The 14924-nt window shown below is 40.0% G+C and carries 17 protein-coding genes; 5 read left to right on the top strand and 12 right to left on the bottom strand.

All coding sequences use genetic code 11. The features are described 5' to 3' along the window. Window positions 1–9: 9 nt before the first annotated feature. The 5 genes from AC59HZ_RS23840 to AC59HZ_RS23820 form a co-directional block, all read right to left on the bottom strand. Window positions 10–399, bottom strand: a complete 390-nt coding sequence (locus tag AC59HZ_RS23840; protein WP_496548251.1) for an MmcQ/YjbR family DNA-binding protein — start codon at window positions 397–399, stop codon at window positions 10–12. A 76-nt stretch (window positions 400–475) separates the two neighbouring features. Further along, the gene (hpaB, locus tag AC59HZ_RS23835; protein WP_496548250.1) at window positions 476–1927 is read right to left on the bottom strand and encodes a 4-hydroxyphenylacetate 3-monooxygenase, oxygenase component; all 1452 of its coding nucleotides are present in this window, start codon (window positions 1925–1927) and stop codon (window positions 476–478) included. 208 nt (window positions 1928–2135) lie between these two features. After that, entirely contained in the window at window positions 2136–2261 is a 126-nt protein-coding gene (locus AC59HZ_RS23830) for a YjcZ family sporulation protein (protein ID WP_496548432.1), read from the bottom strand. A gap of 586 nt (window positions 2262–2847) precedes the next feature. Beyond that, on the bottom strand, window positions 2848–3237 hold the full coding sequence (locus AC59HZ_RS23825; protein ID WP_496548249.1) for a YybH family protein: 390 nt from the start codon (window positions 3235–3237) through the stop codon (window positions 2848–2850). Window positions 3238–3363: 126 nt separating this feature from the next. Further along, on the bottom strand, window positions 3364–3627 hold the full coding sequence (locus AC59HZ_RS23820) for a hypothetical protein (protein WP_496548248.1): 264 nt from the start codon (window positions 3625–3627) through the stop codon (window positions 3364–3366). Between the two features lie 389 nt (window positions 3628–4016). Here AC59HZ_RS23820 and AC59HZ_RS23815 point away from each other — a divergent pair, with 389 nt between their 5' ends. Beyond that, window positions 4017–4586: a YitT family protein gene (locus tag AC59HZ_RS23815; RefSeq protein ID WP_496548247.1), complete on the top strand. Its 570-nt coding sequence runs from the start codon at window positions 4017–4019 to the stop codon at window positions 4584–4586. Window positions 4587–4611: 25 nt separating this feature from the next. Here the strand turns inward: AC59HZ_RS23815 and AC59HZ_RS23810 are convergent, their stop codons facing one another. Continuing rightward, window positions 4612–5121, bottom strand: coding sequence for a hypothetical protein (locus tag AC59HZ_RS23810; protein ID WP_496548246.1), 510 nt, complete (start codon window positions 5119–5121; stop codon window positions 4612–4614). Between the two features lie 9 nt (window positions 5122–5130). After that, window positions 5131–5604 carry a hypothetical protein gene (locus tag AC59HZ_RS23805; protein WP_496548245.1) on the bottom strand — a complete coding sequence of 158 codons (474 nt, stop codon included), beginning with the start codon at window positions 5602–5604 and terminating at the stop codon, window positions 5131–5133. A gap of 156 nt (window positions 5605–5760) precedes the next feature. On the opposite strand from AC59HZ_RS23805, the gene AC59HZ_RS23800 reads away from it, so the two are divergent. Next, window positions 5761–6069 carry a hypothetical protein gene (locus AC59HZ_RS23800; RefSeq protein ID WP_496548244.1) on the top strand — a complete coding sequence of 103 codons (309 nt, stop codon included), beginning with the start codon at window positions 5761–5763 and terminating at the stop codon, window positions 6067–6069. A gap of 48 nt (window positions 6070–6117) precedes the next feature. After that, entirely contained in the window at window positions 6118–6540 is a 423-nt protein-coding gene (locus AC59HZ_RS23795) for a hypothetical protein (protein WP_496548243.1), read from the top strand. A gap of 30 nt (window positions 6541–6570) precedes the next feature. Here the strand turns inward: AC59HZ_RS23795 and AC59HZ_RS23790 are convergent, their stop codons facing one another. From AC59HZ_RS23790 to ftsZ, 4 genes are all read right to left on the bottom strand, one after another. Further along, complete coding sequence (locus tag AC59HZ_RS23790) at window positions 6571–7830, bottom strand: LysM peptidoglycan-binding domain-containing protein (RefSeq protein WP_496548242.1); 1260 nt, start codon at window positions 7828–7830, stop codon at window positions 6571–6573. A 136-nt stretch (window positions 7831–7966) separates the two neighbouring features. After that, on the bottom strand, window positions 7967–9004 hold the full coding sequence (locus AC59HZ_RS23785; RefSeq protein WP_496548241.1) for a serine hydrolase domain-containing protein: 1038 nt from the start codon (window positions 9002–9004) through the stop codon (window positions 7967–7969). A 121-nt stretch (window positions 9005–9125) separates the two neighbouring features. Further along, window positions 9126–9644: an LURP-one-related/scramblase family protein gene (locus tag AC59HZ_RS23780; protein ID WP_496548240.1), complete on the bottom strand. Its 519-nt coding sequence runs from the start codon at window positions 9642–9644 to the stop codon at window positions 9126–9128. 85 nt (window positions 9645–9729) lie between these two features. After that, window positions 9730–10881, bottom strand: coding sequence for a cell division protein FtsZ (ftsZ, locus tag AC59HZ_RS23775; RefSeq protein ID WP_496548239.1), 1152 nt, complete (start codon window positions 10879–10881; stop codon window positions 9730–9732). A 1021-nt stretch (window positions 10882–11902) separates the two neighbouring features. Between ftsZ and AC59HZ_RS23770 the strand changes: the two genes are divergently transcribed. Both AC59HZ_RS23770 and AC59HZ_RS23765 read left to right on the top strand, forming a co-directional pair. Next, window positions 11903–12628 (top strand): TerC family protein, encoded by a 726-nt coding sequence (locus AC59HZ_RS23770; RefSeq protein ID WP_496548238.1) that lies wholly within the window; start codon window positions 11903–11905, stop codon window positions 12626–12628. A 354-nt stretch (window positions 12629–12982) separates the two neighbouring features. Continuing rightward, window positions 12983–13717, top strand: a complete 735-nt coding sequence (locus AC59HZ_RS23765) for an SIS domain-containing protein (protein WP_496548237.1) — start codon at window positions 12983–12985, stop codon at window positions 13715–13717. Between the two features lie 265 nt (window positions 13718–13982). On the opposite strand, the gene AC59HZ_RS23760 is transcribed toward AC59HZ_RS23765, so the two are convergent. After that, window positions 13983–14909, bottom strand: coding sequence for an aminopeptidase (locus AC59HZ_RS23760; RefSeq protein ID WP_496548236.1), 927 nt, complete (start codon window positions 14907–14909; stop codon window positions 13983–13985). Between the last annotated feature and the right edge of the window lie 15 nt (window positions 14910–14924).

Raw genomic sequence — 14924 nt, 5'->3', positions numbered from 1 at the left:
ATATAGGATTTAATGGATTTCCGCATTAGAGATTGATTTGGACAAACGCTTCGGCGCTGCCCGGCAATATCCTTCATAAATGTATCCCTTAAGGTCTTCCCAGTTTTGATTTTGCGTGATGAAAAGGGAGGTCCAGCCATGCTGACCAATGTAGGGTGTCTTAAAATACCCTGGCTGCTGAATCAGAAACTCTTGCGTGGTCGGCAAAGTCTTGATTGCTGCCGAAACACCCTCCTTATTCTCCCCCATCATGACAAACGGTTTATCTTTCACGCGGAACGAAGTATGGCCAAAGCCATCAATTTCCTCTGTGACCTCAGGCAGTTCCATACAAATTTGCCTTATCCTATCCAATGCCGCTAAACCTTCTTTGGATGAAACCTGTTTATGGTGTTCCATAAATGTAGCCCCCTATTTTTTTTCTAAATAAAATCATACCCCAAAGAAGGCTAAAACTTCCATATGATCTGCCTACTTAACTTTCATTTTTCAAATTCAAAAAGTCACTAATTCCCTTAACATGTTCCCCTTTAGGATAGTTATGGTACAGTAGACTCGCTAAGCGCACTGGATCGCCAAAGAAATACCGTTCATAATGGGTTTGTCTAGTGCCAAAAGAGCTCATCGTCAAATCCCATGCTAAGCGGAATATCTTCACCCGATCGTCCGCGGGCTTGCTTGCCCCCTGCAGATATTTATCGAGATCTGTCCGAATTTCAGAATGAAAGTCATTTTCGGTTGGCAATGATACCATTCCGCTTGCCCCAATTAACTGAATGATTTCTGTGAAGCGGGGATAAATGCGCGGGAAGAGGCTATTGGCCACTTGAAGAGGGATCATACTAGGTCTCATAAATCCCCATTCATCCAGAGCCGCATCATTTTCGGATTTCTCTAATAGTGCTTTCATCGTTTCAAGACCAGTAATGATTTCAGACAGCTTTTCCTGTATATGCTGATACTCTCTGACATTAATCGTCTCCACCAGAAGCTCCGCAACACCGAGCATAAATTCTGTTTTGGCAATCTGCCTTGTCACCGCTTGATGTGTAGCAAAGGGCTGAAACGAGCATTTATACATAAAATCAGCAGCCGCTTCGACATTATCGTAAAAAAAGACGCGCTCCCATGGCACTAGGACATGATCAAAAACAAGGATTGTATCCATCTCTTCGTATCTTGAACTAAGCGGATGATTAAAAATCGATTCACCGCCGACAAACGATTCGCGGCAGATAAATTTTAATCCTTTTGTATCTGTAGGAATCGAAAAGGCAAACGCTTCATCTGTATCAAAGTACATTTTTGGTGCATTATATACCAGAATTTCATCTGTTAAACCGCCTTGAGTAGCTAGGAGGCGGGCCCCATGAATCACCATTCCCTTTTCATTTTTATCAATGATCTTAGCCGAAATCGGCTCCTTTGAATTTCCATAATAGAGCTGTGAACGATTTACTTGCGGGGTAATAAAGGTATGGGTAAACGAGAGATCGTTTTCCCTGGCTCTTTCATATAACGCCTGGATATTTTCAGGAAAGCAATTTTCCCTATTTTCTAAAATAGCCGCGGAGGAGGCAAAGCTCATGACCACCGAATTCATGTAGTCAGGGCTTCTCCCCATCATGCCATTCGTGTGCCTTGCCCAGATTTCCATCATCCTTCGTCTACGTCTTAAATCCTCTTTCGTTTTTGGCTGCAAAAAAGAAAGTCCAATTGTATCTTGGGTTTCTGGTGATGTATATGTCAAGATCTCTTTTAAATCAACGTTTTGCTGCAAATCATACAGAGAAGCTTTCGTTTGCAGAACCCCTTTGAAAGCCGGATGTTCAGAGATGTTACCGGCAATTCTTTTTCCGTCATACCAAATTTCCGCATTCATCCGATTTATTCGATCAATAAATTCCTTTCCGTTTATAGCACCCATAATTTCACTCCCATATTCGTACGAGTATAGCTAGTTTCATTTTATTGACAAACAGGGAAGCCTGTTCCTTATTTTTGAGGATGGATAAGCCTTGTTTTCAATAAAAAGGCCCTTCTTGCTTTAAGAAGGGCTTACTTGGTCACTCATAAATTAAAAAGGTCACGATTCAAAATTAGAATCGTGACCTCATTCCATCCTGGTTAGCCCATTAGATGACTGAAGTACCAACGATGATTAACAGGATGAACAATACAACAATCAACACAAAGGTGCTGCCCATGCCGAAGCCACCGAAGCCGCCGCCGTAGCCAAAACCGCCGCATCCGTACCACATACTTATCACCACCCAATCCAACAAAGATTCTTCTTTCACTTTTATATGTATTACGAAAGACAAGTATTGATTGGACAAATTCACTAGGATTTCGACAAAATAAGTAATTTGACTACAAAAGCTCATCATTTGGATTCGGCTTGGCGGAATTAAGTACTGTATGATGTTAGACTGGGGGGGCTATGGGACAACCTCTCTTTCATTTCTTCTCGAAATGTCCCATAGATTGGTTCTATGGGACAAAACCTCCTTGAATTCAACACGAAATGTCCCATAGACGGTTTCTATGGGATAAACCTGCCTTGATTTCTTCTCGAAATGTCCCATAGACTGCTTCTATGAGACAAACCTGCCTTGATTTCTTCTCGAAATGTCCCATAGATTGGTTCTATGGGACAATACCTACTTGAATTCAACACGAAATGTCCCATAGACGGTTTCTATGGGACAAACCTGCCTTGATTTCTTCTCGAAATGTCCCATAGATTGGTTCTATGGGACAATACTTCTTTTAATTCTTCTCAAAAATGTCCCATAGACCGCTGCTATAGAACAACAACCGGCTGCAAATTGCCCGAACTATCCCTTATTTATTAATGAGGTCAGTACCATAAGAGTTATCGATGGCGCAAAGCCATTCACCATGTGAATTTTTCTTAAAGACGTAGGTCGCCCTTCTCTCCATCGAAAAATCCGACTCCTTTTTATCGGCATCCAGCAACGTTTGCGACAGGACTAGAGCCGTATCACCGGCTTCTAAAATAATCATTTCCCCCTGTGTTGGCACAAGACTATTATTAAAATACTTGGCGATGGCGATAAAGGCGTTTTTGATTTCCTCTTTACCCCGTGCAATCATTCCAGGCTTGACAATCAAAATGGCATCGTCCGTATAGTAATTCATCAACATATCAAAGTCCTCTTGCTTAATGGCAATATCACACTTCTTAATCAGCTCTTTTAACTCGTATTCCATCCTGGATCCCTCCCTATTGACTCCATCCTAATAATTTCATATTTTCCAACCAAATACCAATAATTATTTGAACAAAAAAGACAGCCTGGTGAGAGATGGTCTCACCAGGCAAGGATCGGGGCATTTTTATTTATGCATATGATGCCATTTTTGAAATTGCTCTTGACCGTGTCCATGGCCATGGTGATGGTCGGAATGGGAAGCGACTCCACCGCCAAAGCCAATCACCAACCCAGCAGCGAACACACATATTGAATAAATCACTCTGTGTTTTCGTTTATGACGATAATGGCCAAATTCTTCTTTTAATTCACTTTTAATCTCATTTTTCAATGCTTGGCTATCAAACTGAGGCTGTTCTTGAGGTTGTTCTTGTGGTTCATCGGGCATTTTACCACACCTCCTTTTCTCTAATATATGGAGGTAAGAACAAATCCTTTATGAACAAATTGTTAAATTTTTTGAAATTTTATTTGGAATGGGGCTGCTTCGGGAAGAATGGGAACCAATTTTGTAGCTTCAGTATAAAATTACGCGAAGAAAATGATGCTTCACGGAGTATTGGACATTTTTTGAGGTACATTGGACAATTATCCGAGTGGTTTGGACATTTTTGAGGTGATTTTGGACATTTTTTTTCTAGCTTTGGACATTTTCCAAGCCGTTTTGGACAATTAGACACAAAATGGAAAACAAAATACTTCAACCCAACCCGGTGAAAGTCACTGCTTCTTTTTTCCAAAGAGCCGTCATATGATAAATCAAAAAGACTGGACAAGGTGATTGTTATTATTCAGACATTATTGGCGACGATTATTGGTAGCTTGCTGGTGGGAATTGGAGTGAATGGGTTTCTTGTACCTCATCATTTAATAGACGGCGGAATCCTTGGAATTGCCTTAATCCTTCATTATTTTTTTGAGTTTCAAACAGGGATTACAATGGTGGTTTTAAGCCTCCCTATTTGTATTTTTTCGTGCATGCACCAAAGAGGTTATTTTCTCACCAATATCCAAGGATTGCTTGCTTCTTCGTTTTTCATTGATATGCTCGCTCCATTAAGAACTCAATTTCTCATCTCCCAGTTCGCGAGTGCCTTAATTGGGGGAGTCATCATTGGAACTGGTGTCGGGCTTATGCTCCGCTATAAAACCAGCACAGGAGGCACCGACCTGCTTGCCAAAATCATATCGAGAGTTACCCCAATAAATTTGGCACTTGCCATTATCATCCTGGACGGACTCATTATTTTGGCAGGGTTTGCTGTTCTGGAAGTGGACAACTTCCTTTATTCCTGTATGGCGATTTGCACCGTTGGTTTAGTGACAGCCTTAATTGAAGGGAGCTAATTTTTGCATATAGGTTTTACCGACACTAATGAGAGCCAGCTTTTTCAACTTGCTGCCGTCTCCGTGTGAAAGGCACTACCCAATGAAAAAAAAGCAACACTAAGCATTGAATCGCTAAATATACACTAAAGGAATAAGAAAGCTTCCAGCCTTTATAGGTAAACACGCCAAACTCTTTATTAATCCATTCAAATAATGTTCCGCCTGAGGTGCAAAGAACGAGATAAAGCAAAATCCAGTACCCTTTGATGTTCCATTTGTCATAAAAGTAAATAAACAAATACGAAAAAGGAGCATACAAAAAATAGGTCATCAAATCAAAGAAATCGTAATTGGGTGTATCCATGATATTATATAAATCGAGTTTCGGCGAGGCGAGAAAATGATCGGAAAGCCTCGCAATCGTTGTGCCGATTAACATAAAAAGGACCGTTAAACTTCGAGGAAATCTTCTCGGCAAAAGGAAAACAATAACATAGGATACACCAATACATAAAAGCAGAAACCATTCGTTTTCATCAAATTTCTCAGGCAAAGGAAGCATCTATTCGTGGATCCCTTCTTTTCTCAGTAGATTTCTGTACCATGTTAATGCCAAGTGGACCATCAACACAATCAATATTTGGAGGATGAAAGAAAACCAAAAATGCCAGCCCTTATAGGTAATGACATCCCATTCTACCAGCCATCGTTCAACCCCAGATTGAATGCTTACAAATAAACCTGTCAATATCCATTTAGAGAATCGAGATTTAAAAATGGGAAGTAAATTGAAATAACCCATCCAGATAAAGGGATAAATAATCGCTTCATAGATTCGAAAGATTATAAAGAGAGCCGTTTCATTTGTCACAGTCCAAACATCTAAATTAATATACAAGATGGCGCAATAGCTGGTAACGAGAAACTCCAAGATCATGAGTATAAAAATGTTTTCAAATAAGTGGAGTCTCTTTTTCATGATAAAATAAGAAACCAACAGCATAATTGCGGCATCTATGATTAGGGTAAGTTTCATATTTAACCTATCACCGTTTCATCAACCTTCTTTATTAAAAACTTCTTTTTATAGTATTCTTAAAGAAACGTGAAACTATTCAGCGAAAAAAGGAAAATAGAAGGATTTCACTTTCTTCTATCATTTCTTACAATACTTACGAGGGGGTATAGGAAAATGTTAAAAAGAGTGGTCATCCTAGCGATACTTTCATCCATATTAATAATATTAGTATTAATTAAATCTCATTCAGTTGCGCCTGTTGACAATACAAGTACTAATTCCGAGCAGTACACAACGCTAGAATACAAGATTAGCGAAATTAAAGGAAATCAATATTACGGAAAAAGTGAAGACGGGACAGGAATCCAATTTTCTGCTGATAAAATCGTGTCAGGTGACAAAATAAACGTTGATGATGAGGTCATTTGCTATTTTGAAAAAGATAATTTAGGTAAAGGAATAGTGAAAGTCGAGAAGAAATAATTCGATTTAGCTTACATAGTTTACTCTGAAAGGGCAGGGATAGAATAGATGCTGTACATATGGGATATCGAAAAGATCATTGAAAATACATTGAGCGAGCACAATTTAAAGATTGATTATGAATTTAACAATAATCTGCCTGCTCCGATGAGTTATAACGTATCGACCAATACAATAAAGTTTAACTACATACAAGTTAACGGCTACTTGGCTAAAATTAATTTTAAAATAAAAGAAACCGATGAAAACTTAATTAAAGTTATTCTTTATCATGAAATCGGATACTATTTAGATTTTAAGAAAAACAAACATGACTTGAGGATTCTAAAGTACGGTGAAGATGATGAAATCGAACAGCTTAAATCTAAAATAGAAACGAATGCTTGGGAATATGGCAGAACCTTGGTGCCTGAACAACTCGTGAAAGCCTATGATCAAGTACGTGAATTGGATAAAATGATGCTAAAATAAAAAAGGCCCACATTTGGGCCTCTATACATTCTATTGTAAATCGATCAGGGTCATGGTTTGACCCCTTTTTCCCTCAAGAGTTAGAGTTGCTTGTCCCCCTTGACGGGTAAATAATTCATTGATCATATTGCCTGTAGCTTTTGCACAATTCGTTTTCCCATCATCAGTGATAAAACGAAACGTTCCATGAGAGTCTACCCCACTTATATAAGCGGTTACTTGAATGCGATAGGTGTCAGCTTCAGCAGCGGCAGGAACTTTAATTTTTTGTCCAATCTTCAGCTTTGATGGATCTACCGTTGGATTCAGCTCTTGAATCGCTAAAGCAGGAACCCCTAATGCTTTGGCGATTTTCGTGAAAGTATCACCGCTCTTGATCACATACTCAGACGCATTTGTTGTTACCTGTTCCTTTGTTGTTACCTGTTCCTTTTTCGTTAAAAAGTCTGCACTAACAAATGCCGTTTGCCCACGAAGACTAACTTGAGCCCAACCACTCACAATCGATTTCACCATCACAGGATCATTTAATTTTAACGAGCCCACTACCGCACTGGACGTGGAAGCCGCCGCTCTCACCCGTAACGTATCTGCCGTTACATACATTGTCTGTGATTCAGCTGTGCCAGTCGTTTGGCTCGGAATGGACGAAAGATAATCAACCTTCACAAAACAAACTCGTCCTTTGATCAGAATGCCTGCCCATCCGTTTTCTACGAATGAAACCTTCACAATATCCCCTTTTTTATATGTATCAAGAATACTGCTTTCCGTGCTCGGGTTTGACCGGACATTAAGTGCTGTCGCGTTAACCATTCTGTTTTCCACTTTGGGTAAAAGAATTTTTTTACCGTCAATCGAAGTCAGCCCATTGGCATCTAATATTTCTTGTGCTGTCACACCATGTTCCGCAGCGATCGCTTCAATACTGTCACCGTTTTTAACCTGATAAGTATATTCCTGAATAAAGGCAGCATTTGCATTCGTTCCTAAAAAACCAAGAACAATGGTAAATATGCCCGTCACAACTAGTTTTTTTATAGAACTTTTTTGAATCCACTGGTGAACCTTTGAAACATAGGTATCCCAATGATCACGAATATCGCTTAAGAATGCTTTGATATCTAATACATGACGAATATGAAAAAAATGCTCGTTATAATATTCGCGTTTTTCCATCCTTGTAGTGAACACAGGTGTACTTTGGGATCGCTTGCTTTTCCCATAAGTTTCCTTCCTGCTTAAAGTTAATTCCCCACCGGTAAAAATTTCTTTAGTTATAATAGTCAATTCTCTTTCTCCCCCACACATGCTGTAAAATGCTGCGTTCTTTATATAATTCCCTATATATATGTATAATTCGACGTTATCCTTCATTTTCTGTCCATATTTGCTATAAATAGTCGAATATAGATATAGAGGAATATTATTCCTGTGAAAACTCTTCCTTCACAATGCGATAAATGTCAGCTGCAATCTTCTTGATATCACCCTGTTTATCGCGGACATTTAGAACAACAACGATGGAAGTTTGATCTTTGTAATACACATGGAGGGATTCCCAGCCACCGACAACTCCTCTGCTGTAAATGCGGTCGTCTTTATGGTAAACACCAAGGCCATAACTGGATTTGGGACCTGGTGTGACCATTTCCTTTATACTTGGATTGGAAATGAGTTTCCCAGTCATCAAGGCCTCATCAAACAGAGAGAGATCCTGTGCCGTAGCATAAATATCGCCGCAGCCAAACAGCAAAGACGGATTCAACTTACTTGAATTTAAAAACTGCCCTGCTATTTTGACATAACCTTTAGAAGAAAATGTCCCTGAGTTAATAAAACCTGCATTCACCATGGAGGCCTTTTGAAAAATATTTTTTTCGATATAATCATGCAGAGCGCCGCCTGTAACCTGTTCGACAATATAGCCTAGGAGGATGTAGTTTATATCGTTATAGTCCCATTTTGTCCCTGCTGGGAATTTAGCAGAGGCTTTATTAATAATGTCCTTAGTTTTTTTGTCCCCTGTGTGCCATATTGGCCCCTTGATTCCTGAGGTATGATTGAGCAAATGAATGATTTTCACATCTTTCGGAAGGCTTGGAACATATTTGGAAACGGGGTCTTGTATCCTCAACTTTCCTTTTTCCTGAAGCTGAAGTATACAGACCGCAACCATGGTTTTCGTGATCGAACCGATCGGATAAGTGGTAGTCGGACGATTCAACGTTCGCTTCGAAATGTCTGAATACCCCACTCCTCCAGAAAACAACGAATTACCATTTTTTACGACCGATATGCTCCCACTAACATGGTTGGAAGCCAAATACTCTCTAATTTTTTGCTCCATTTCAGAATGGGAGGCAGCAGCAGCCGGCTTCACCGAATCTTGGACAATATGGGGTGCAGAACAAGTGCTGCTGAGAAGTCCAAACGAAATAATGACTATTAAAAGGATATTCATTAAAAAACCCCATTTTCAAGTATTTACTCAGTTTATTATATTTAAAAAAACACCCCCATATACTTTCACCATCAAATCAAAAAAAGGCAACTGCACCATGCAGTTACCTTTGTCGAATTTCTTAATTTACGCCGCCTGAGTTTGAAGCTGCGCTTGCATTTCTCTTCTGAATAGCATTGATTCCCATTACGACGGCTATAAGCTCCTCATTCGTAACCTTTTCATTAAAATTACTAAGTTGGTAGGCTGGGGACGAAAAGAAGCCACTAACCTTTTCAAACCGTCCAACTGGGTTCGATCGCTCATCCATAATTTCATACAGTCTCGAGAAGGGCTCAGCTTTAATTTGATAGACTCCTCGTCCGTAGGCATCGTATTCATATTTTTTTGATAAAAAGGTTAACTTTTCTTTAAGGATACCCATTTCTTCTTCATTAGAATTGTAGATTCGCCACTTATTACTAAAGAAAGTGAATTTACCGGAAACTACAATATTTTCGTTCCTATCCAACACATCAATACTTGAAGAGAAGGCACTTTTTAAATCCAGCTCTCCCACTATTTCTTTTGAACTATTAAAAATTTCCGTCCTTCCGGATGAAAAAAAATTATCTTTAAAATAAAGTGTTTTATCGTTCATCTGTCTTCCCCCCTAGTACTTTTACGATTATATTAGAAAAAAGTTCCATTTATATCGAAAGTAGGGGGAATACGGATAAGATTTTTTATCTAACTCTTCTTCTTCGCTGTCGCAGGAACGTAGGAACATCCAGAGATTCTTCTTGCTTATCTGAATGTCGGTCATAATCCTTATCAGGTTCGACATGGTTTACCCGATTATGTTGTGTACGTGGTTCCCGTTGATACGGATTAGACCTTTCAATAATAGGCGGCTGGGAAGACGTTTGTACTTCTGCCTCTACTTGCTCATTGAATCCAGTAGCAATAATCGTGACAATGATTTCATCTTTTAAGTTCTCATTAATGACGGAACCAAAAATCATATTTAATTCCTCATGAGAAGCAGCAGCAACGATTTCGGCTGCCTCTTGGACTTCAAAAAGGCTAAGATTTTGACCGCCAGTGATGTTCATGATCACGCCATGGGCTCCATTGATGGAGGTTTCGAGGATCGGGCTGTTTAAAGCTTTCTGTGCAGCATCAGCAGCACGATTGCTGCCAGTAGCAATCCCAATTCCCATTAAGGCAGTTCCTTTATGGGACATGACCGTTTTCACATCTGCAAAATCAAGGTTGATTAAACCTGGCACAGCAATTAAATCGGAAATCCCTTGAACACCCTGGCGGAGGACGGCATCCGCTTCACGGAAAGCCTCAACAATAGGGGTATTGCGATCTACAATCTCCAATAAGCGATCGTTTGGAATAATAATTAAGGTATCTACTGCTTCCCTCATGGCCTCAATTCCACTTTCCGCGTTCATTGCCCGTTTCTTGCCTTCAAATTTGAACGGACGCGTGACCACTCCAATGGTAAGGGCACCAAGCTTTCGGGCAATTTTTGCAATGGCTGGCGCTGCACCTGTCCCTGTACCACCGCCCATTCCAGCTGTAACGAAAACCATGTCAGCTCCTGCTAACACTTCTTCAATCTGCTTTTTGCTTTCTTCAATCGCCAATTTTCCTATTTCCGGATTAGCACCTGCTCCTAACCCCCTTGTTAATGATGAACCGATTTGCATCTTGATCTCTGCCATAGATTGATGTATAGCTTGGGCATCCGTATTAACGGCAATAAATTCTACACCTTCCACTCCGTCCTCAATCATCCGGTTCACGGCGTTGTTACCCCCGCCGCCAACACCGACAACTTTAATATTGGCCAATTGGTCCATATTTGCAGCAAATTCCAACATGATCCTTCCCCCGTTTCCACTGATTTGTTTCTCTACGAATCAAGGCTATCCGAAGAACTTCTTCATATTATTTCTTTAACTTAATAGAGTGTTTGTTTTTTAGTCTATTTAACATTAATTTGCCTGTCCAGTTAAGTTTTACCTACTTTTTATAAAACAGGAAAATAAGCACAAAGTAATTAGAAAAAAGGTCCTGCTCAGGGAGGTATTCTACAATTTTAAGATTGCGTTTCTACAATTTTGAGTGGGTATTCTACAAAATTTAAGCCTTATTCTACAATTGCGGTATATTCTTTTAATTCGAAGATGGGTTTCTACAAAATTGTGGAGGTATCCTACAATTTTCAGGTTAGTTCCTACAAATTTGAGTGGGTATTCTACAAAATTTAAGCCTTATTCTACAATTGGGGTATATTCTTTTAATTCGAAGATGGGTTTCTACAAAATTGTGGAGGTATTCTACAATTTACAGGTTACATCCTACAAATTTGGATGGGGATTCTACAAAATTTAAGTCTTATTCTACAATTGCGGTATATTCTTTTAATTCGAAGGTGGAATTCTACAAAATTGTGGAGGTATTCTACAAATTTCAGGTTACATCCTACAAATTTGGTTGGGGATTCTACAAATTCTCAGCCTTATTCTACAATTGGAGTTATTTTCTTTTAATTAGAGGGTGGGATTCTACAAAATTGGATTTTGTTGTTTCTTTTATTAAGGCTAGATGAAAATTTTTTTACAATTTGGTGAATTTCTGTTAATTCGACAATTTCCTCTTAATTCCTTGTTATAATGGCTTTGTTTTATAGGAAAGATATTTAAATTTTAATGTAAAAAGAGGAGGAATCATGGCGGAGATTTTACTTGGTCTTGGTACATATCTGACAGTGGCTCTTGCTCTTGGCTGGCTGGTTTCACTTGCCTTTGATCTTTTCATTAAATAATCTTAAACTCTTAAAAATTAATATCTCCTTTCTCCCCTGAATATATATGTACAAGCGAGTAGGGGGAGGAATTTATGGAGGTATCGTTATTTTTAGAGTATGGTTGGGTTTTTATTATTTTGATAGTTTTAGAGGGATTACTCTCAACCGATAATGCATTGGTGTTAGCGATCATGGCAAGGCATTTACCTGTTAAACAGCAAAGAAAGGCGATTAACCTTGGATTGTTATTCGCCTTTATCTTCAGGATTGCAGCAATCTTTATCATTTCGTCTCTATTCGACGTGTGGCAAATCCAAGCGGTTGGCGCTGCCTATTTAATTTTTATCGCATTAAAACACTTGCTTAAAAGTGACCACGAAAAAAAGATCCATAAAAGAAAAAGCTATCGCGTGACGGTTGCTCAAATTGCTTTAGCAGATATCGCCTTCGCTGTAGATTCCATTTTAGCGGCAGTCGCTCTTGTCATTGACTTGCCAGATACACCGATAGGGGAAATTGGCGGGATGGACGGCGCCCAATTTATCGTAATTGTATTAGGAGCGATTGCGGGTTTATTGGTGATTCGGTTTGCCGCCGGATTCTTCGTCAAGATCCTGGCTAAACGCCCGAGTCTGGAAAAGGCCGCCATGTTGCTAGTCGGCTGGGTCGGGGTTAAGTTATTGATGCATACGCTTGCCCATCCATCTGTCCACATGATTCCGCATGGATTTATTGAAGGCTCCCTATGGAATACAGCTTTCTGGTCCGTTTTGCTTCTTATTACGATGGGCGGATGGTTTTTGTCTAAGGAAAAATAACAAGGGAACGCTGAAGCGTTCCCTTTTTGAGTTGTTTTCGTTATGGGCTATTCGTGTTGTTTGGACTTCGGAATTAGATTTCATTTTCATTGACCGTGTGACTTGCTTTTTGTCGGCTATGGGCAATGAATTACCGTTTCATTTACCGTGTAACCAGCTTTTTGACGGGTACGGGCAATGAAACTCTCTTTCATTTACCGTGTAACTGGCTTTTTGACGTGTACGGGCAATGAAGGCCGGAAGTAACCGGTATTTACCAAAACGGGCCCCCTAAATATAAGATAGTTGGAGTCATGCATAGACAAGAGTATATTATAGTTAAGCAAGCTATTCGTAGTCAGGAGCTGAGGAAAAGTGCTTACTCAATATTTTGCAAAAGCTATGGAAAAAATCGAGCAGGTGGAAAACAGTGAAAAGGAAAATCTCAAGAAAGCGGCTGAAAAAGTGGCCGAGGCCATTCAAAATGGCGGGATTGTTCAGTTATTTGGCTGCGGTCACTCACACATCTTAACAGAAGAAGTTTTCTACCGTGCCGGCGGCCTTGTCCCAATCAAGCCCATCCTCGTGGAACCGTTAATGCTACACGAAGGAGCACTTCGTTCCTCCCAGCTTGAAAGACAGAATGACCTGGCCGAAGGATTTTTGAAGGATCAGGATTTCCGCCCAGAGGATGTTGTTTTTGTAATTTCCACTTCGGGACGTAACCCTGTTCCAGTTGATGTTGCCCAAGAAGCACAAAAAAAGGGAGCCTTTGTGATCGGAATCACCTCAATGGAATATTCACAAAGCCAACCTTCGAGGCATAAAAGCGGCCGTCATCTCTACAATTCCGTGGACTTAGTCATCGATAACCATTCTGCAAAGGGCGATGCAGCATTATCGTATGAAAAGGTTGCCGTTCCGTTTGCTCCGACGTCAACCGTGGTTGGTGCTGTCATCCTAAATGCGATTTTCGCCGAAGCGATTAAAATAATCGCCGACAATGGCAAAGAACCACCCATCTTCCTAAGCGGCAATATTGATGGATCTGATGAACATAATAATAGGCTGGTAGAGCAATATCGAAGCAGAATTCCACTATTATCATAAAGAAAACGAGAGGGATTGCCTCTCGTTTTCTTGTCTCTCCATCAATAAATAAAAATGACGAACCTCAATTGGCGAACGTAAAGACCCTCCGTCACATTAATGCAACAAAGAATCTCAACCGCACCAGAACAGGCACCTTAAATATAAGATTTAACAACCACAATGATACTTAGGACAAATCCGATTAGCACGAGACATGAAATGACGGCCAATTCTTTCATTGCTTTGTTCCTTCAATCAACTGCTTGAAATCATTCTCCATGATTTACAATGATAATTCCTTGTCATCAATAGTGACAATAGGATCTTTTATAACACAATCGATATGTACACCTGCTTCATTTGTACCACCAAACGGCTTGTTGCTGCCGAAGGCGATGTGCACAGTTCCGTAGACTTTTTCATCTTCCAAGACGTTGCCGGTTAATCGTGCTTTTTTATTGGTGCCAATGCCGAACTCCGCAATGATTCTGCCGTTGCCATCGCCGAGTATTTGAAGTAATTGTTTTCCTTCTGTACCTGTAGCATCTACTAACCTTCCGTTTTCAACAGTTAACATGACAGGTTCGCTCACAACTCCGATTCCTGCTATCGATCCATCTACCAGAATTGTTCCATTTGCGGAATCTTCAATCGGGGCAATATAACTTTCACCTGACGGGAGATTCCCAGACTCCCCTTTTTCTCGAAAAATACCTGTGCTTGGAATACCCTTTCTTCCTTTGATCGAAAACGATAATTTTGTATGTCCCTTCTCGATGGTCACTCTTTCGCCAGATTCCAGGAGATCACAATAGATACCGGTTAACTGCTCTACTTCTAAATAATCTGCCGTAATCGCCCCCTCTTGAAGCATATCCATGGTAATTCCTGGCATAGTAGCCACACGTGCCCCTCGAGATGATGCTTCTTTTCTAGCCTTTGTATGAGTAAGAGAATGCTTTGTAATGCAAAGCACAACCTCGGCAGACTTCATGGCTCCGGTAACTGGTTGTGGAGGTTCTTCTCCAGACTTCGTTCTCGTAACCATTTTCATTACGATGGTTTCATTTCCCAAACTAGTACCTGCTTGATAAAACACATCAGCAATTTCGCAAGATTCCAGATCCGTCACAATGAGGATATGCTCATTTTCCTTAACGTTTAAATTATGTTGCAATATTGATTTTGTAACTTCTATCATACCTTGCATTTTTCTTCCCCCAAG

This window comes from Neobacillus sp. DZ-9 (assembly GCF_059587065.1).
Note: the sequence above shows the minus strand (reverse complement) of the source record. Positions and strands in the feature narration are given on the sequence as shown.